Source organism: bacterium (genome assembly GCA_024226335.1).
Lineage (GTDB): Bacteria > Myxococcota_A > UBA9160 > SZUA-336 > SZUA-336 > JAAELY01.
In genome coordinates, this window is record JAAELY010000499.1 from 1 (window position 1) to 18,894 (window position 18,894).

Annotated in this window: 16 protein-coding genes and 2 tRNA genes; 12 read left to right on the top strand and 6 right to left on the bottom strand. The window is 63.4% G+C overall.

Annotated features, from left to right (window positions below; genetic code table 11):
* Nucleotides 1-102 precede the first annotated feature (102 nt).
* Both GY725_24385 and GY725_24390 read left to right on the top strand, forming a co-directional pair.
* Nucleotides 103-189: transfer RNA gene (locus tag GY725_24385), tRNA-Leu, on the top strand.
* A gap of 17 nt (nucleotides 190-206) precedes the next feature.
* Nucleotides 207-614 carry a hypothetical protein gene (locus GY725_24390; GenBank protein MCP4007334.1) on the top strand — a complete coding sequence of 136 codons (408 nt, stop codon included), beginning with the start codon at nucleotides 207-209 and terminating at the stop codon, nucleotides 612-614.
* Nucleotides 615-657: 43 nt separating this feature from the next.
* Here the strand turns inward: GY725_24390 and GY725_24395 are convergent, their stop codons facing one another.
* Nucleotides 658-1,176 (bottom strand): hypothetical protein, encoded by a 519-nt coding sequence (locus tag GY725_24395; protein MCP4007335.1) that lies wholly within the window; start codon nucleotides 1,174-1,176, stop codon nucleotides 658-660.
* 132 nt (nucleotides 1,177-1,308) lie between these two features.
* On the bottom strand, nucleotides 1,309-2,520 hold the full coding sequence (locus GY725_24400) for a glycosyl transferase (GenBank protein ID MCP4007336.1): 1,212 nt from the start codon (nucleotides 2,518-2,520) through the stop codon (nucleotides 1,309-1,311).
* 32 nt (nucleotides 2,521-2,552) lie between these two features.
* On the opposite strand from GY725_24400, the gene GY725_24405 reads away from it, so the two are divergent.
* The gene (locus tag GY725_24405; GenBank protein MCP4007337.1) at nucleotides 2,553-3,554 is read left to right on the top strand and encodes a hypothetical protein; all 1,002 of its coding nucleotides are present in this window, start codon (nucleotides 2,553-2,555) and stop codon (nucleotides 3,552-3,554) included.
* Here GY725_24405 and GY725_24410 read toward each other — a convergent pair.
* A complete protein-coding gene (locus tag GY725_24410; GenBank protein ID MCP4007338.1) occupies nucleotides 3,527-3,883 on the bottom strand; it encodes a PilZ domain-containing protein in 357 nt (118 codons plus the stop codon). The two genes, GY725_24405 and GY725_24410, sit on opposite strands and share 28 nt — an antisense overlap.
* A 118-nt stretch (nucleotides 3,884-4,001) precedes the next feature.
* Here GY725_24410 and GY725_24415 point away from each other — a divergent pair, with 118 nt between their 5' ends.
* Together GY725_24415 and GY725_24420 are read left to right on the top strand one after the other, a co-directional pair.
* A complete protein-coding gene (locus tag GY725_24415; protein MCP4007339.1) occupies nucleotides 4,002-5,183 on the top strand; it encodes an efflux RND transporter periplasmic adaptor subunit in 1,182 nt (393 codons plus the stop codon).
* 24 nt (nucleotides 5,184-5,207) lie between these two features.
* Nucleotides 5,208-8,282: an efflux RND transporter permease subunit gene (locus GY725_24420; protein MCP4007340.1), complete on the top strand. Its 3,075-nt coding sequence runs from the start codon at nucleotides 5,208-5,210 to the stop codon at nucleotides 8,280-8,282.
* Here the strand turns inward: GY725_24420 and GY725_24425 are convergent.
* Genes GY725_24425 through acpS form a run of 3 tightly spaced genes read right to left on the bottom strand, consistent with a single transcriptional unit; the run spans nucleotide 8,268 to nucleotide 12,163 of the window.
* Complete coding sequence (locus GY725_24425; protein ID MCP4007341.1) at nucleotides 8,268-9,317, bottom strand: hypothetical protein; 1,050 nt, start codon at nucleotides 9,315-9,317, stop codon at nucleotides 8,268-8,270. The two genes, GY725_24420 and GY725_24425, sit on opposite strands and share 15 nt — an antisense overlap.
* Before the next feature lie 57 nt (nucleotides 9,318-9,374).
* On the bottom strand, nucleotides 9,375-11,747 hold the full coding sequence (locus GY725_24430; protein ID MCP4007342.1) for a penicillin acylase family protein: 2,373 nt from the start codon (nucleotides 11,745-11,747) through the stop codon (nucleotides 9,375-9,377).
* Entirely contained in the window at nucleotides 11,744-12,163 is a 420-nt protein-coding gene (acpS, locus tag GY725_24435; protein ID MCP4007343.1) for a holo-[acyl-carrier-protein] synthase, read from the bottom strand. Before acpS ends, GY725_24430 begins: the two co-directional genes overlap by 4 nt.
* Nucleotides 12,164-12,288: 125 nt before the next feature.
* On the opposite strand from acpS, the gene gap reads away from it, so the two are divergent.
* The 7 genes from gap (at nucleotide 12,289) to GY725_24470 (ending at nucleotide 18,875) form a co-directional block, all read left to right on the top strand.
* The gene (gene gap / locus GY725_24440; protein MCP4007344.1) at nucleotides 12,289-13,305 is read left to right on the top strand and encodes a type I glyceraldehyde-3-phosphate dehydrogenase; all 1,017 of its coding nucleotides are present in this window, start codon (nucleotides 12,289-12,291) and stop codon (nucleotides 13,303-13,305) included.
* On the top strand, nucleotides 13,302-14,456 hold the full coding sequence (locus GY725_24445; GenBank protein ID MCP4007345.1) for a phosphoglycerate kinase: 1,155 nt from the start codon (nucleotides 13,302-13,304) through the stop codon (nucleotides 14,454-14,456). Before gap ends, GY725_24445 begins: the two co-directional genes overlap by 4 nt.
* A gap of 21 nt (nucleotides 14,457-14,477) precedes the next feature.
* Nucleotides 14,478-15,245 (top strand): triose-phosphate isomerase, encoded by a 768-nt coding sequence (locus tag GY725_24450; protein MCP4007346.1) that lies wholly within the window; start codon nucleotides 14,478-14,480, stop codon nucleotides 15,243-15,245.
* A 3-nt stretch (nucleotides 15,246-15,248) separates the two neighbouring features.
* Entirely contained in the window at nucleotides 15,249-15,653 is a 405-nt protein-coding gene (secG, locus tag GY725_24455; protein MCP4007347.1) for a preprotein translocase subunit SecG, read from the top strand.
* Between the two features lie 49 nt (nucleotides 15,654-15,702).
* A tRNA-Leu gene (locus GY725_24460) sits at nucleotides 15,703-15,791 on the top strand.
* 446 nt (nucleotides 15,792-16,237) lie between these two features.
* Nucleotides 16,238-16,645 (top strand): hypothetical protein, encoded by a 408-nt coding sequence (locus GY725_24465; protein MCP4007348.1) that lies wholly within the window; start codon nucleotides 16,238-16,240, stop codon nucleotides 16,643-16,645.
* A gap of 70 nt (nucleotides 16,646-16,715) precedes the next feature.
* On the top strand, nucleotides 16,716-18,875 hold the full coding sequence (locus GY725_24470; protein MCP4007349.1) for a PQQ-dependent dehydrogenase, methanol/ethanol family: 2,160 nt from the start codon (nucleotides 16,716-16,718) through the stop codon (nucleotides 18,873-18,875).
* The last annotated feature ends 19 nt before the right edge of the window (nucleotides 18,876-18,894 follow it).

Genomic DNA, 18,894 nt, shown 5'->3' on the forward strand with positions numbered 1-18,894 from the left:
ATCGAAGCCACCGAGACGGCACTGGCCGGTTGAACGGGGCCAAAACAACCCTGGCCCGGGTCCCGCCATTCAGCTACCGTGCCCGCTCGCTTCGCGACACCTGCCCAGGTGGCGGAATTGGTAGACGCGCTAGGTTCAGGACCTAGTTCTCGCAAGGGAGTGCTGGTTCGATTCCAGTCCTGGGCACCAACCTCCCGGAGTGCGCCGTGTCCGCAGTGTGCATCGTGCTAGGCATCCTGATCATCGCCAGCCGCGCGCCGCTCGTCTTCGCGCCGCAGGCGACGCTCTTGTTCTATCGCCAGATGGTTGCCACCAATGGGCGGGTTCGCGCACTGGGCGTCGTGGTTGCGGGCCTCGGACTGGCGATGCTGATCAGCGGCCGGAATTCGGACGCCGGGGCTGAACTGGCGTTGTTCTGGTTCGGCGTGTTCATGAGCGCGGTCGCGGGCGGACTGCTCCTGATCCTGCCGGGCGCCTATCGCACGATGGCCGCGGGCGTGCTCGATTTCATGGGAGATCCGGAGTCCGCCGACCTGGCCGTCACTCGCGTGGCCGGTGTCTTCGGAGTCGCTGTGGGAGGGTTCTTCGTCTACCTGGGCGCTCGCGTCGTCTGAGAAGCGCGTCCGTCTGAGAACCCGCCTTTCTGAGACTCACCTGTCAGGCCGATTCCTCAAACTCCTGGTACATCGTGCGCGCGAGTTCCACGCGACTGATGCCCATGGGAGCCACGCGAATGTCGAGCCGCGCACCGGGCAGATCGAACTGACGTTCCTTGAGGATCTCCTCGGAGAGATCATTCTCGTCCAGATAGTCGAGCAGTTCGTCTTCGGACATCTGGAAGCGCGCGGCGACCTCGCTCGGTCTCTGCTCCCGGTAGCCATCGCGTTCGGTAATGAACAGATGGAACGCACAGAACACACTGAAGGGTGTCAGATCCGTCAGCTCACTGAGGATCGGTGCGTCTGCGCGCTCGCTACTCGAGTGGCGATTGCGATCGGGATTCTGGCCGGACCTGCCCCCGCGCGAATGCGGCTGACCTCTACCGCCACGGCCGCGACCATTGCCTCGGCTCCCGTCTCGTCCGCTTCCATCTCGTCCGCTTGGTCGGCCCTGGCGCTCGGAGGCTCCGCCGCCCTGGGAGCTACCGCTACGACCTCGCCTTCGGGATCCGCTCATTCGTTTTCCGTTTCGGAGTGGAGCCCCTCCAGGGGCTTCTCCACTCATCGTCACGGACCGGAGTTTTCTAGATGCCGGGGGCCGAAGAATCGCCAGGCGCTACAGACCGCGGCAGAACGCCTCAGGATCGGATCAGCCGCGGCGGTCGATCTCTGCGGCGTAGCGCAGATCGGCCAGGAACTCGGGCAGCGCGGCGCTCACGCGGTGCCAGTTCGGAATCAGGCGCTTGGGTGCGGGATCGCCCACGAATGTCAGGCCCGCACCGCGCAGACCGGACGTGAAGGTCTCGACCATGAGTTCTTCGTCGTGCTGGTCGAAGCGCAATCCGTTGATCAGCGCGTCGTCCGCGTAGGAAGAAACCGTGTCCTGGGCCTGGCGCAGATAACCGGCGCACAGGGTGTTCAGGAAACCCGCATCGAACTGCACGCCCACACTCGCCAGGTTGTGGAACAACGTCGATGCGATATCGATCACCATGCGGTGCAGACCGCGCGTGGCGTCCTCAGCGGATAGCTCCTGATGCTTGTGATCGTAGTTGTCGCAGAGTTCCACCTGACAGATTCGATGGGGTGAAGCGGTGCGGAATACTTCGGCGAGTAGACCGATCTCCAGACCCCAGTCGCTTGGAATGCGTACCTGACGCGCCAGGGCGGTCTTCATGGCGAACTCTCCGGCCAGTGGATACCGGAAGCTCGAAATGAATCCAATGAGCGGTAACTCGGTCAGAGTCTGCTTGAGGGCGGCCAGTAACGGGGTCAGGAAAAGGCGCGTCACACGACCGTGAAGTCGGTCGGTCGCTCTGCCGTAGTAACCCTTGCAGTAGTCGTAGTCGAGATTCGGATGGATGACGGGAAAGCAAAGGCGCGCCAGAAACTCGCGGTCGTAACTCAATACGTCGCAATCGTGGAATGCGAGTGCGTCGGTCTGGCCGCGCGCCAGCGCGTAGCCGGCACCGATCCAGACCGCCCGGCCCTTCCCGTCCGGCCCTGGCGCCAAACCGCTGGAACGCAACTGATTGAGCAACTCGCCCACGGTCGGACCGCTGCTCCAGATGCAGAGCGCGTTGGGCAGGGCTTCGAAGTATTTCTGAACGTCCCGGAACTTTTCCGCGTCCGCGGTCCCCGAGACGCTGACGATCACCTCCTGCAGATAGGTGACCTCACGCAAGACCTCGAGGATGCCCGGGAGCCCGGGTCCCTGGATCTCCGTGTACAGACAGGGCAGCACCAGCCCCATGGGCCGGTCGCGCGCGAAGTGTTTCAACTCGCCCTCCAGGCGGCCCACATTGGGGGGGCCCAGCCGGTGCAGGGTGGTCGTCGCTCCGCTCTGATGGAAATCGCTCATTTGAATCGGCAGCTTAGCGGCTCGGCGGTCGAATGACTACGCTCCGCCTCATGCAGCCTGGGAGCAAACGCAGCCAGAAGCGGCACACGCTCGGCCTGGCCCTGGGCGCGGGCGGTGCCCGAGGACTCGCCCATGTCGGGGTTCTGAAGGCTCTCGGCGAAGCCGGCGTCCAGATCGATGCGATCGTGGGCACGAGCATCGGCGCTCTGGTCGGAGCGATCTACGCCGCAGGCCAGCTCGAGAACTTCGAACGCCAGGTGGCGGAACTCGAATGGGCCGATGTGATGCGCCTTTTCGATCCGGTCTGGCCCCGCTCCGGGCTCGTGTCGGGCGAGCGCGCCACAGAGTGGCTCCAGGGCCTGCTGGGCGATTGGCGCATCGAAGACCTGGCGATCCCGTTCGCCGCCGTCGCCGTCGATCTGGTGACCGGCGAAGAAGTCCTGATGGACAAGGGGCGCGTGGTCGACGCCGTGCGTGCGAGCATCTCGATTCCCGGCATCTTCGTACCCCATCGCATGGGCAAGCAACTGCTCGTAGATGGCGCGTTGCGCAATCCGGTACCGGTTTCGGATCTGGAATCCTTCGACGTCGATGTTCGAGTCGCAGTCAATCTGCACGCCCAACCGGTCCGCGAGATCATCTCGCGCAAGACGAACGGCACGAAACTCAGCATCGGCGGCCGGGTGTCGGAAACGATCGAGAAGGGACTCGCGCGTTTTCGCCGCAAGGGCAGCCGCTCCAATGCCGGGGCCGTAAGCGACGAGAGTGGACCGAATCTCTTCGAGGTCCTTACCGCATCGATGACGGTACTGGAACACGAACTCGCCCGGCACCGTCTGGCCAATGACCCCGTCGACGTGGTGATCGCACCCGATGTGCGCGGAATCCGCGCGCTGGAATTCCACAAGAGCAAACGCGCCATCCAGGCCGGGCACCGGGAAGTCGCTGCCCATCTGGACGACATCGAAGCCGCTCTCAAGCGCAGACGCCGAAAGCGTACGCGCCGTTACTGGTCGGCGGGCTCGATCTCGTGAGGCTCCGGCAGGTACTGCTGGAGCAACTCGAGTACCTCCGGATCGATCTCCAGGAATGACAATCCCAGTTCCTGGGTAAACGTGTCGAGGTCCGTGACGCGCACCAGTTCGCCGACGATGTCGACGGTCTTGTCGCCCAGCGTCAGCGATACGCGTATCCGCTCACCGACCTGGAGATCCAGGCCGACGGTCTGGAAGCGAATCCCGCCGATCGAAACATCGAGGGCCTGGGCCAGGCTGTCGCCGGAATCCACGCGGGCGATCGACACCAGGGATTCGGTGTGTACGCGATGGAATTTTCTTCGTTCGTCGCTGCTGTCTTCGGCCACGGCTGCTCCTCCGCTCTACCCTTCGGAAAGCGCCCCGGGTGGGCTTTAGCGGCGTCCCTGACTTCGGTCCCGGTCGAAGCCCTTGACGGGCCCCGGCCAGGACAGGTAAACACGTGATGTGCCGAGGGTTTTTCCTCACGCGCGAGGCTTCTCGAAGAGCATTCGAGGAGTTCTTGCCCTGCTGCTCGCCGTTGTCGCAACGAGCTGTTCCGACACCGCCGAGAAGAAGGGGCCGCCGGATTCGAAAGACAAGGCGACGCCTGTTGCGGTCGTGCGCGTGGTGCAAGAGCGCGTGGAGGGCGCTTTTCTCGAGCGAGAGGCCACGCTCCATCCCGTTTCACAGGTCGTTCTTTCGACGCGTCAAGAAGGCTTCGTGTTGTCGCGCCACATGGAAGACGGCGACACGTTGCACAAGGGCGACCTGGTCGTCGAGATCGATTCGACCGAACACCGCCTGGAACTCGCCGAACTGCGCGCGGCCGTGCGCAGGACATCGGCGACCCTCGACGACGCACAACGCGCACTTGCGCGCACCCAGGCGCTGTTCAAGAAGAACGTGATCTCCGAGGGCGAGCGGGACGATAAGCGGACGGCACTCGCACGCGCCGAAGCCGACGTCGCCGAAGCCCGCGCCCGACTCACGCGCGGCGAGGAAGCACTTCGCGAATTCTCGGTGCGCGCACCCATGGACTCTGTGGTCTCGGATGTCTTCCTGGAAGCGGGCACCTATCTCGAACGCGGCGACAAGATCGTGCACCTCAAGCGCATCGACAATATGCTGGCCGTCGCCAGCATTAGCGAACGCTACCTGTCACAGATCAAAGAGGGCATGCCGGTCGAGGTCTCCGTTACGGCCTTCCCCGGCCGAACCTTCGAAGGACTGCTCTGGAAGATCATCCCAGACGCGTCACTGGAAAGCCGCAGCTTTCCCGTACGCATTCTGGTGCCCAACCTCCGGCACGAACTCAAACCGGGCATGTCTGCAAGTGTGAAGTTCACTCACGAAATCCACGACGCCCTCCTGGTGCCAAAAGATGCAGTGATCGGCTCGAAGGCTCACCCGTACGTCTTCATCGCGAGCGAAGAACACGCAGAAAGGCGCGAGATCGAGATCGGTCAGGCCGTCGGCGACCGTTGGCATGTGCTGTCGGGCCTGACGACCGAAGACTGGGTCGTGGTCACAGGCAACGAGGAACTCTCCGAGGGCCGCGAGATCCAGATCGTAGACCTGCCCACTCCGGGTCTGCCCAAGCTACCCACCCAGCTCGAAGCAGGACGCCCCGAAGCTTCGGATTCCTGAGCGCGTCGCGGAGGTCGTCAAGGAATGAAGCTCGTCGAGGTCTCGATCCGCTATCCGGTGAGCGTGATCGTCGGCGTGTTGTTCTGCGCCACCTTCGGAATCCTGTCGTTCTACCGGCTGCCCGTGCAGCTGATCCCGACCGTCGACAAACCAGAGATCTCGGTCGAAACCTGGTATCTCGGCGCAGGTCCACTCGAGGTCGAAGAAGAAGTCACGGCCCGCCAGGAGGAACTGCTCAACACCCTCGAGAACCTGAAGGAGATGCAATCCACCTCCTCGGAGGGTCGCAGCCAGATCGTACTCAAGTACGAGTGGGGTACGAACAAGGACGTCGCGCGCATCGACGTATCTGAAAAACTGGCGGCCGTTCGCGACCTTCCGGATGACATCGAAGAGCCGATCGTGCGCGCGGTCAACTCCGTCGAGCAGTCGCCCGTAGGCTGGATCGTCTTGCTCGCCCCCGGGCAGGACCTCAACGATGTCCGCCCCTATGCGGACGACGTCATCAAGCCGCAACTGGAGCGCGTTGCGGGAGTGGGCCAGGTCTGGTTCTTCGGCGGCGAGGAACGCGAAGTCCACGTAACGGTCGATCTGGCGGCGCTCGCACAACGCGGCATCTCGGTCGACCAGGTTCGCCAGGCCCTGATCCAGGAGAATCGAACGATCAAGGCGGGCGGTTTCGACGAAGGCAATCGCCGCTACGGTGTGCGCACCGAGGGTCGATACCGACGCCTCGAGGACATCGAACAGACGATCGTCTCGCGAGATGCCTTTGGCTCGATCCGCGTCAAAGACGTGGCCGATGTCGAAATGAGCAACGAGGAAAGAACTTTCGTCATCCGCCAGAGCGGCGAACCGGCAATCATCTTTGGCGCCATCCAGAAAACGGGTTCGAACACCCTCGACGTGATGACCAAGGTGCGCGAAGTCGTCGATCAGGTCAACGAGCGCAATCGCGACCGCGGCATCGAGTTGCGCCTGGTCTACGATGCCTCGATCTACATCGAAGAAGCACTGGCCCTCGTGCGTTCGAACGTGGTCCTGGGCGCGGCGCTCGCGATCGCCGTCCTCTTGTTCTTCCTGCGCAGCGGTCGCGCGATTCTCGTGCTGGGACTTTCGATCCCGATCTCTCTGATCTCGACATTCATCTTCATGGCGGCTCTCGGTCGATCGCTGAACATCATCTCACTCGCAGGCCTGACCTTCGTGACGGGCATGGTGCTCGACAGTGCAATCGTGGTGGTGGAGAACGTCTTCCGACATCGAGAAATGGGCAAGGGCGCGGCGCGGGCCGCGGGAGACGCAACCACAGAAGTCTGGGGTGCCATTCTCGCTTCGACACTCACGACGCTGGTCGTCTTCTTGCCGGTCCTCCTGATCGAGGACGAGGTAGGTCAGATCTCCCGGGACATGGCGATCGTGATCTCGATTGCGGTCGCGTTGTCGCTCTTCGTGTCCATGACCGTGATCCCGATGCTCTCGGCCAACCTGCTCAACAAGCCGCTTCGAGAGTCGATTGGCGGTCGACTCGTGGGCCGCTTCTCTTTGTGGCTGACCGCCAAGGTGGACTGGATCCTGAAAGAGAACTGGCGCAAGGTCGCCGTGATCGTCGGTATTCCGATCGCGGCGCTCGTCATCGGCCGGGTCAGCCTGCTCGACCGGGACTACCTGCCGGAAGGCAACCGCAACCTGGTCTTCGCCTCGATTCGCACCCCACCCGGCTATAACCTGCCCCAGATCGAACGCATTATCGGTTCCGCCGAAAGACAGATTCTCGCCCAGCCCGAGGTCTATCGAATGTTCTCGGTGGTGCGCTATGAGCGAGCTTTCCTCGGAGTCGTTCTCAAAGAGGAACATAAGGACAAGCAGACGCTTCAGGCCTTCGTCGACACCGTGAGGGGAATCGTCACGGGGATTCCCGGGGTCAAGGGCGCCGGCGTCAGTCAGATGCCACTGATCCGCACCGGCAGAATCGGTGGGGGCAAGATCAATCTCGTCGTCACCGGACCCGAACTGAGGCAGATCCGCAAGATCGCAGACGATATCGAGTTCGACCTGGCAAAGGTCGACGGCGTGACCTTCACCGACGTGAGTTTCGAAGAAGGCAAGCCGGAGTACGTGGTCGATGTGAATCGCGCGCGCGCCTCCGAGGTCGGACTGTCGGTTTCTGAAGTCGGAACGGTGGTCGAAGCCTCCGTCAACGGTCTGCTCGTGGGAACCTACGACGATCAGGGCCGCGAGATCGATCTGCGCCTGCAAGCGCCCAAAGGAGCGGTCACCAGCGACCGCGAACTCGGCCACATCGTGCTCGACACGCCCGCCGGCCAGACCATCCAACTCGCCGACGTCGCGCGAGTCGATGCACGGGCAGGACCGACCAAGATCGAGCACCTGGACATGGACCGGATCGTGAAGGTCTCCCTGGGCATCGAAAAAGAGCTACCGCTGGGCACGGCCGTCGCCAATCTGGATGAGGTCTTGCGTGGGCATCGCGCCAGGCTCCCGTTGGGCTACGCCGTGGAGTTCACCGGAAATGCCGCTGACCTCGCGAGCACCGAACTTCAACTCTACGGCGTGATCGCCCTGGCGATCTTCATCACCTATCTACTGCTCGCCAGCCTTTTCGAGTCGTTCACGCTTCCGCTGGTCATCATCATGACGGTTCCGTTCGCCGTCACCGGTGGACTGGTCGGGCTCAAGCTCCTGTCGGCCTTCGATTCCAGCGTGAAACTCGACACGATCACGATGATGGGCTTCGTCATCCTGATCGGGGTCGTCGTCAATAGCGCGATCCTCATCGTGCATCAGACCCTGCTGCGACTCGACGAAGGTCTGGAACTGAACCAAGCCGTCCTCGACGGGCTGTCGAGCCGTGTCCGGCCGATCTTCATGACCACGTGCACGACCGCATTCGGCCTACTGCCTCTGGTACTTGCGGCAGGATCGGGTTCCGAACTCTATCGCGGTCTCGGAGCGGTGCTGGTATCGGGACTGATCGTCGCCATGATCTTCACGATGGTGCTGATTCCGACGCTACTGTCCGCCGCCCTCGGCTTCCGCCAGCGCGCACCCTCGGGGGTCGCCTCAGAACAGCCGTAACTGGCGATTGTCGCCGCTGTCGGAAACGCTGCGAAGCCGGGTCACCTGCAGTTTCAGGCGGCGTGCGCGACGCACGCCCGCGCGGGCCCTCACCAGGAGTTGCAACGCCACCTCGGCAATTTCAGCGCGCGTGCTGATCGCTGGATCGACGGACTGAGTACGTGTGATCTGCGTACCATCCACGTAGGCGAGACCGAGCGTCAGAGTGCCGGCAGCGCGACGTTCGCGCGCGAGCAGGGTCTCGATCAGGCCCGCGAGTTCCTGGATTTCTTCACCTAACGAACGCAAGTCCACAGTCGGCTCATCGAGCGTGCGCTCCTGCGAGATCGACTTTGGCCGCGGATTCGGTTTGAGTGGGTCGTCGTCTTCACCCCTCGCAAGTTGCAAGAACTGATCGGCATTGCGCCCGACGATCTCTTTCAACTCCTCCACGGCGAGGTCTTGCAGGTCGGAAATGCGCTGAAATCCGCTTTCGGCCAGTTTCTCTGCGCTGCTCGGACCCAATCCCCAGATCTCGGTGACCGCGAAGCCGCCCAGGAATTCGCGCACCTCATCGAGCTTCACTTCTCGAAGACCCGACTCGCCCGAGTGATTCGCGGCCATGTACGCCACGTACTTGCTCGGACCGATGCCCGCGCATGCAGCCAGTCCCAGTTCGGTCTTCAGACGCACACAGAGTTCAGCGGCCGTCGTTACGGGATCGACGGAAGGCAGCGGTTCGATGAAGGTACCGCCGGGCTTGAACTCCTCGATGCGTTCGTGTTCGTTGCGCAATAACGCCCGGATCTCCGCGCCAACCTCGCGGTAGCGCTTGAGACGCGTGGGCCGGATTTCCGCTTCGGGGCACAGCTTCAGGGCCTCTTCCACCCGCATGCCCGTGACGATGTCGAACTGGGCCGCCTCACGGCTCACGCTCGTGACCGTTCCGCGTTTGCCGGGATTGCCCCCGACGATCACGGGGCGGCCGCGCAAGCCGCTGTCATCGGCCTGTTCAATGACCGCGTAGAACCCCGGAACGTGGATATAGACGATCATGCGCGTCGCTCAGACCCCATGGAGTCTTGCGACCGGAGCGCGGGAGATCCCCGTCGCTCAGTCACCCGTCGGTCGCAATTCCCACTTTCCAACTTGATGATAGGAAACATCGCTCCAGTGCATCCACAGGGGCCGCGCGCGACCCGCCAGCCAGTCCTGGAGCGCATCCGAATAGTTGGGGTGCCCGGCGTGCCCCGACTGTCCACCGGCCAGACCGATCTGCGCGTGGTCAGCATCCGACATATCGACGGCGTAGCGAAGCGCCGGTCCCACTTCCGCCTCGTTCTCGGGCAGGCTGCGGTGGTACATCGTCCAGGCAGAATCGGGCCCCCCGGCCGCCGGAAACGGGCCCAACCCCAGAGGTTGTCCGGCCAGCTGTACGCGCCCGATACCCAACTTCTCGAAGTCGTGCTTCAAACGAACCTGGTGTAGGCGCCCCCAGTTCCATTTCTTTGGATTGGAACTGACGTGCGTGCGCATATGACGCCAGGTGTCGTCGAGGGCTTGCTCGACCACGCCCTTCAACTGGCGATCGCGTGCGCGGTCCAGATAGCGCGCCAGCACGATGCCCGGCAACGGACCCGTGTTCGCAGTGATCTGCTCCAACCGCTCGTCGGCCTTCTCGAAGCGGTCCTGCAAAAGCCGCACGGTGAGCCGTTGACGAAACACGTGATAGACCGACGCGCCAATCGAGTCCTCGACCGCGCGACCATCCCAATCGAGCAGGAGCGTTCGAATACGTCTGGCGTGCTCGGCCGTGGGTTCGACATCATCGACCAGATAGCGAACCGTCGAGCGGCCGCGATGGGAGCCGCGGTCTCGCTGAACCTCCAGTACGCGTTCCAGATCGATGTGCCGACTCGACGAAAGCAGCCCGCCGATGCGCCGGGCCCCCGCGGGACTGCTCCACAGCCAGACGATCGGAGCCTTGAAATCCGCAGCGTCGGGATGCGTCGACACGACGATCCACGGCTTGTCGCCATACGAACTGGGCAGACCGTCAAAATCCATGAATCCACGCCAGTCGTAGAAACTCGAACCGCCGGTCACCGGCAGCAGACCGGTCTCGATTGCGCGCACCGGCAGATGCCCAGCGACTTGCGTACCGATATGGCCTTCGCGATCCGCGTACAGGAAGGTCGCTGCTGGGGCGGGCAGCCGCCTCAGACTCTTGCGGAATTCGTCCCAATCGCCCGCGCGCTGCACGCGCAACAGCGCTTCGAAACCACTGCGCTTGTGATGCCCGGTCCAGCGCAGCGCAAGCGTGTGCACGCGCGTTTCTTCGGGCTCCATGGAGCGGAGTACCGGTCCGTGATGGGTCGAAAGAACTTCGACCTCGAGAGGTTCGGCGTCCTTGATCTGTATGGTCTCGACCCGACGAACGGCCTTGCGCCAGCGACCATTGCGATCGAAACGCAGTGGATCGGTCGGATGGAAGGTCTCATCGAAGAGATCCGACACGCTGGCGTGTAGCGCGACCTGACCCCAGGCGATCTCTCCGTTGTTTCCGGCAAAGAACAGCGGAACCCCCGGCCAGGTTGCACCGGACACGTTGTCGTCGTTCACGCGCAGATGCGCCAGATAGAAGAGTGCGGGAACGCCGAATTGCACGTGTGGATCGTTTGCGAGAATCGCCCCACCCGTGGCCGAGCGCTCCGACGAGACGACGAAGCCCAGGCTGCCCACGGGTCCGTTCATGCCGACGATGCTCGCCAGCCGGTCGGCCGCCTTGCCGAGTTCGAGAACGGGCCCCAGCGGGTCGTGGGCTCCGTCCTCGGGTCGGGTCGGGAAGAAATCGCGCGCGGGTACGCCTCCTACTTCGCGCACCAACTGATCGAGCAGGAGACTCGCACCCAGAGAACGCCCGGTGTTCCAGGCGCGCAGGCGCAAGATCGCGAGTGTATCGGCGGGGCTCCAGGGTTCGGGTTCGTACTCCAGGAACTCGAACTCGTAGGGCAGCGGCGCCTCGCCGCTGCGAAGGTGTTCGATCCAGGAGTTCACGCCGGCGGAATAGGCATCGAGTGTCCGGGCTGCGGATCCGGACAACTGCGTCACCTCGGCCTCGGCATCGCGTCCCAGACCCAGGGTTCGAACGAGGCGATCCTCATCGACGGTACTCGCCCCAAACACCTCGGAGAGCGTTCCACGTGCGGCTCGACGCAGCATCTCCATCTGCCAGAGCCGATCCTGAGCGTGGACGAAACCGAGAGCCAGGGAGGCATCGTCGCTGCGCGTCGATTTCACATGCGGCACGCCAAGGGGATCACGCAGGATTTCCACGGCTTGTGCCAACTCGGGAATCACGCGGCTACCGCGCGCCTCCGGCCCTTCCTTCTGGGTTCCGGCGCGAAACGACCACCACTCCACCACGGCAACGATTCCGGCCAGCACAGCCACCAGCGCCAGACCCCGCATCAACCAGCGTTTCATGCCCTCTCCGTTCCGGTGGAAAGCGACTCGAGCACCACCTGGGCCACCGCGTGTCTGCGGGTCCAGGACGCATCGACCCAGGCCCGCTCGAAACCGCGTTCCCGGGCAATCTCGAGCGCACGAGCGTGCAAGCGCAGCTGGAGACCGCGTGGCGTTTCGAGGATCTCGAAGTCCGTCCAGGCTACGCCTCGTCTCCAACCCGTACCGATCGCTTTCATACCGGCTTCCTTAACGGCAAAGCGCAGCGCAAAATGGCGTCCCGAACGAGCCCGGCGTTCGCAATCCCTGCGTTCCTGGGGCGTAAACAGGCGCTGGCGTATACGGTCGCCGCGGCGCTCCAGCGCGAGTTCGACCCGCGCGATTTCCTGGATGTCGATGCCGGTACCGATGATCACATCGCGGAGGCTAGCCCGCATTTCCGATCAGGTCGCCCGGACACTCCTCCGGAGCGGCGGCAATGGCCCAGATGGCCGTTTTTCCGCCAATTGACGCTGGTTTACCCAGGCTCTATCCTGCGCGCCCTGAAGGAGGAATCCCCCGCATGGCTCGAGTTGGCATCAATGGATTTGGACGGATCGGGCGCTGCACGCTGCGCAGTGCTCTCAAGAGTGGAATTGCCGGTAATGGTGACCTCGAGTTCGTGGCGGTCAACGACCTGACCGACCCCGCAACACTCGCCCATTTGCTGAAATACGATTCCGTACACGGCCGGCTCGACGCGAACGTCGAAGCGACCGACGACGGCATCCGCATCGGCGATCGCGAAATCAAGGTCATCGCAGAACGCGATCCAGCCAATCTCCCCTGGGGCGAACTCGGTGTCGACATCGTCATCGAATCAACGGGTCTGTTCACGAAACGGCCCGACGCCGCGAAGCACATCAGCGCTGGCGCCAAGAAGGTGATCATCAGCGCGCCGGCGGGCGAGCCGGATGCCACCATCGCCCTGGGTGTGAACGAAGAGGTCTACGAGGCGAGCAACCACCACGTGATCTCCAATGCTTCGTGCACCACCAACTGTCTGGCGCCGGTGGCCAAGGTCCTGAATCAGGAGTTCGGGCTGAAGCGCGGCTGGATGACCACCACGCACGCGTACACCAACGACCAGTCGATCCTGGACCTTCCCCACAAGGACCTGCGCCGCGCGCGCGCGGCCGGTGTGTCGATGATCCCCACCTCGACCGGTGCGGCCAAGGCCGTGGGCCTGGTCTTGCCCGATCTCGCCGGAAAGCTCGACGGTATCTCGATTCGCGTCCCGACCGCGGATGTATCGGTGGTCGACCTGGTCGCCGAAATCGATCGCTCCGCGACCGCAGAGCAGATCAACGAGGCCTTCCAGAAGGCGGCCGATGGCCCCATGAAGGGGATCCTCGACGTATCGAACGAACCTCTGGTTTCGATCGACTTCCAGGGCAACCCACATTCCTCGATCGTCGACGGCCTGAACACCAAGGTGCTCGAAGGTAATCTGGTCAAGGTGCTGTCCTGGTACGACAACGAGTGGGGCTACGCCAATCGCGTGGTTGATCTCGCTCGAATGGTCGCCTCGAAGCTGTGAGTTCGGGGAAAGCGCCCCGCTCCGTCACCGACCTCGCGTTGCGAGGTCGGCGCGTCTTCATCCGCGTCGACCTGAACGTCCCCTTGCGCGATGGTCGCGTGTCCGATGACACGCGCATCCGCGCGGCGCTTCCGACGATCGAGCACGTGCGCTCACAGGGAGGTCGAGTCGTACTCGCCTCTCACCTGGGAAGACCGAAGGGCCAGCGCGTCGACGAGTTTTCGCTGCGCCCCGTCGCACAGGCGATGAACCTGCCTCTGGCTGCGGATTGCATCGGCCCAGAAGTCGAAAAGCAGATCGATGAACTCGGCGACGGCGATGCACTGCTACTCGAAAACCTGCGCTTTCACGCGGGCGAAGAGAGCAACGAGGCGAAGTTCTGTGCCGCGCTCGCGCGACTCTGCGACGTGTACGTGAACGACGCGTTCGGGACCGCGCATCGCGCGCATGCGAGCACCGCGGGCTTGCCGGGATTGATCGAAGAGTCGGCAGCTGGACTGCTGATGGCGCGCGAAGTCGAGGCGCTGACCCGGGTGCGCGAAAACCCGGAACGGCCCTATGTATGCGTGCTCGGCGGAGCCAAGGTGTCGGACAAGCTGGCGGTACTCGAAGCACTGGCCTCGCGTGCGGACTCGATCGTGATCGGTGGCGCGATGGCGTACACATTCCTGCTGGCGCGCGGCGAACCCGTCGGCAAGTCACTCGTCGAGCCCGATCTGGTCGACACCGCACTCCGACTGCTGGACGGCAAGGCCGAGATCCTGCTACCGGTCGACCACCGGGTCGCGCCTTCGCTCGATGATCCGGAGCGAGCGGAACTGGTCGAGCAGATCCCCGCCGACCAGATGGCGCTCGACGTGGGTCCCGCGAGCATTGCCGCAATCGCGCAGCGACTGGAGTCGGCCCGCACCGTGTTCTGGAACGGCCCGCTGGGAGTGTTCGAGATCCCCCCCTTCGACCACGGCACCTGCGCGGTCGCCGAGATATTGGCCTCGTCTTCGGCGTACAGTGTGGTTGGCGGTGGCGATTCGCTGGCCGCCGTACAGGCCGCAGGGGTCGGCGAGCGCATTTCCCACCTTTCGACGGGAGGCGGCGCGTCTCTCGAGTTCCTCGAGGGCAAGACCTTGCCCGGCATCGAGGCCCTGTCGTGACCGGCCAACGGAGAGAAAACGATGAGAACGCCGCTGATCGCAGCCAACTGGAAACTGCACAAGACCGTGGCAGAGGCCGAGAGCTTCGCCAAGGAACTCGGCGCCCAGCTCGGTGAGCTCTCCGGCGTAGAAGCGGCCATTGCCCCGCCCTTCACGGCGCTTGCGGCTCTGGGACGTGCTCTCAGCGGGACCAGCGTGGCACTCGCCGCCCAGAACGTGCATCCCGAGCCCAAGGGCGCCTTCACAGGGGAGATCTCCGTCGGGATGCTCGCCGAATTTCAGGTTCGCTACGCGATCGTGGGGCATTCGGAGCGCAGGCACGTCTTCGGCGAGACCGATGCCTTCATCGCAGCCAAGGTCCGGGCCGTCCAGGACGGCCGAATGCGCCCCATTCTGTGCGTGGGCGAGACCTTCGAGGAGCGGGAAGCCGGGCGAACTTTCGACGTTCTGCGAGCCCAGATCGAGGGCTCGCTGGCACAGGCGGACCCGGAGTGCTCCTCGGAACTGGTGGTCGCCTACGAGCCGGTGTGGGCAATCGGCACCGGCCAGACGGCGACTCCGGAAATGGCCCAGGAAGCCCACGCGTTCCTTCGCGACCGTCTGCAGGCCAGGCTCGGAGCCGCGGCAGCCGCGGAGATCCGAATCCAGTACGGTGGCTCAGTCAAGCCGGAGAACGCAGCGGAACTCATGGCGCAAGCGGACATCGATGGGGCCCTGGTGGGGGGCGCTAGCCTTGACCCCGCCAGCTTCTGCGCCATTATCCGCTTCTCGGATCGCCCCCAGGAGTAAGGTTTGGAGTATCTGATCACGATCCTGCACGTTCTGACGTGCCTCTGCCTGATTGCCATCGTGCTCTTGCAGCACGGCAAGGGCGCCGACATCGGCGTGGCCCTGGGTGGAGGGGCCAGCCAGACGGTTTTCGGTGCGCGCGGCGCGGGCAGCTTCCTGACGAAGCTGACCACCGGTGCGGCCATCCTGTTCATGATCACCAGTTTCACGCTCTCGCGCATGGGCGGAAGCTCGGACGTGGAAAGCATCATGGCACCGGCCAGCGAGGCGCCCGTGGCCCCGGCCGAGGTTCCCGAATCGAGTTTCCCCGAAGCCGCACCCATCGAGCAAGACGCTGACGCACCGTCGGGTTTCGAAGCCATCGAACCTCCGGCTACCGAAACCGAGTCAGACAAGAGCAAAGAGTAAGGCGAACGCTTCTTTCGGATCGGCGCTGCCCGAGCGGCGCCTTCCACCTGCCCAGGTGGTGAAATTGGTAGACACGCCAGGTTGAGGGCCTGGTCCTGATTATTCGGGGTGCTGGTTCGAATCCAGTCCTGGGCACCAAGTCCCTCAAGTGCTTCCCGTCAGCAGAAGTCGGACATCGAGCACTACGCGCCGATGGTCTCGGACGGGGGATACCTGGTGCTGGGCGACGCATCCGCGTTCCTGGAGGGTTCCCGATTCTGGAAGGGCTACGCTTCCGTCTCCAGGGCGGCCCGCTGTCTCCCTGACCGGGCGGGCTCGAGAACGTGCTCAACGTGGATCACAAGCGCATCTACCGAGCCTGCGGTCCGGATCCCCACGCCGAAGGCACCGGCGCGGGCTCAACCCGGGCCACGCCGGTCTGGAGCCCGCCGATGGTGCGGCGCCTCCCGAAGGCCAAATAGGGTAAGCAATTCAAGCCCCGCTTTTGACCCGGCCGATAACGCGCAACCAGGGAAACGGACGAGTAGAGTCCGAGAGCAATGAAGTAGTTCACAGTGTGGCGAACGGGCTGCGGATAGAATCCAGTGAGACGATCTACTGGAAAGAAGCGGCTCTTGACCAAGCCGGCTCGCGAAACAGCCCGCTCACTTCTTCTGAAGCTGCAGCGAGATTTGCGCCGCGCCTCGATCGACGAACTGATTCGACTGATCGGGTCAGAGCATTTCAAACGCGTAAAGGAATGCGACATCCGTGCGGTCGCTCAGTACGGCGCGCTCGAATTCGACGGCGAGCACTTCTTCGAACGGGCCTTCTCCACTGGCAAGGAAGCCGCTTCCAGTCTCGCACTCGCTCACGTCATCGGCCCGGAAGTGGTGCTCGAAGACCTGCGCTCCCTGAGATCGAGCGGGTTCGGACCCGACCCTCTTTCAGAAAGAGAGCCGGGCGCTGTAGCGCCACCGACCGGTTCTACAGTCAAGCCGGAACCCAGGTAGCCGCAACCCCATTCGCCGGAGATCGGGTCGGAGTACACTGGGGCCCCTCATCCTCCTGGAGACACTCTTCTTGGCACGCCAATCGGTAGGAGTTCTGATCGCTTCTTTGTATTTCGCACTGGCCTGCGGGCAGAGTTCGAGGGACGCCGAGCCAGTGGTCGAAGTGCCCGTCGATGCAGAAGCTGAAGCGACACCCTTCTCGATCCCCGGCAATATCGATGGCGAGCGCATCGCGTCCGCGGACACAGACACCGAAGCCGACCAGTGGCTCAGTCATGGGCGTACCTATTCAGAGCAGCGCTTCAGCCCGCTGAAAAAGATCGACCGCAATACCGTCGCGGGGCTCGGGCTGGCCTGGAGCTACGATCTGGAATCGACGCGCGGCGTAGAAGCGACGCCGATCGTAGTGGATGGAGTCATGTACGTCTCGGCTCCCTGGAGCAAGGTACACGCGCTCGACGCCGCCACGGGGAAGAAGATCTGGAGTTTCGATCCCGAAGTGCCTCCGGATACCGCCCACAAGGCGTGTTGCGACATCGTCAACCGCGGAGTCGCCGTCTGGAAGGGATCCGTCTTCGTCGCAACGCTGGATGGACGACTCGTATCGATCGACGCAAAGAACGGGCGCATGAACTGGAGTGTGCAGACCGTCGACACGAAGCGTCCCTATACGATCACGGGTGCACCCCGTGTGGTGAAGGATTTCGTGTTCATCGGAAACGGGGGCGCTGAATTCGGCGTTCGCGGATACATCACGGCCTATCACGCCCAGACCGGAGAACAGGCCTGGCGTTTCTACACAGTGCCCGGCAATCCGGCTGAGCCGTTCGAACACTCGGAACTCGAGCGGGCCGCGAAGACCTGGACCGGCAAGTGGTGGGAAGTCGGGGGCGGCGGAACCGCCTGGGATGCCATGGCGTACGACCCCGATCTCGACCTGCTCTACGTCGGCACAGGCAACGGTTCTCCGTGGACTCGTTATGCCCGCAGTCCCGGTGGTGGCGACAATCTCTACCTGTCGTCAATTCTCGCCCTGCGTCCCGCGACTGGAAAACTCGTCTGGCACTACCAGGTCAACCCGGGAGACAACTGGGACTACACCGCGACGCAACCCATCATCCTGGCGGATCTCGAAATCGAAGGCGAACTCCGCAAAGTCCTCATGCAGGCGCCGAAGAACGGCTTTTTCTACGTACTGGATCGTGAAACCGGAGGCCTGATCTCCGCCAGACCGTACGTATCCGTCAACTGGGCGAGCAAGATCGACCCCAAGACCGGCCGCCCGGTCGAAACCGAGATCGCGAACTACGAAAAGGAAGCGCGCAAGATTTCTCCCGCACCCCAGGGCGCACATAGTTGGCACCCGATGGCGTTCAGTCCCGAGACGGGTCTGGTCTACGTACCCGCGCGAGAGCTACAGGCCTGGTTCATCAACGATCCGAAGTTCCCGGGCGCACGCCCGGGCGAGTGGGCGCTGGGAACGGACGTGGACCGGGTGATCGATAAGACGCTGGACTCACCTCCGGAGCCGTCGGGCTTCATTCTCGGCTGGGACCCGATCGCCCAACGCGAGGTCTGGCGCGTAGAGCACGAGGATTTCTGGAACGGCGGTGTGCTTGCGACTGCGGGCGGACTCGTCTTTTCAGGCACGGGAGCGGGTCGCATTGCGGCCTACGACGCTGAAAACGGTCGCACTCTCTGGGAAGTCCATTCGCAGACGGGAGTGATTGCGGCTCCGGTGAGCTATGAGATCGACGACGAGCAGTACATCGCTGTGGCCGCGGGTTTTGGGGGTGGAGTCATCGCCGCAGGTCGCGTCGAGAATGCGATCATCAACCGCTACCACAACGAGGGACGCATCCTGGCCTTCAAGCTAGGCGGCACCGAAATCATGCCGCAGAATCAGAGCCGCGATCAGACCGTGCCCGCACCTCCGCCAGTCATGATTTCCGCTGAACAGCTCACGCAGGGCAAGAGCTTGTACAACCGGTTCTGCATGCAGTGTCACGGCTTCGCCGCAGCGTCGAGCTGGCTGACACCCGATCTGCGCTACCTGAGCCCGGAACGGCACGCCGCTTTCCAGGCGATCGTGCGCGGCGGAATTCTGTCGGGCAAGGGCATGCCCCGATTCGAAGATCTGCTCAGCTCCGAGCAGGCCGACCTCATCCATGAGTACGTGAACTCAGAAGCGCAGAAGCTCTACGACTCGGAGAGCAAACCGAGCGGCTGAGGACGGCCCGCGAAAAATG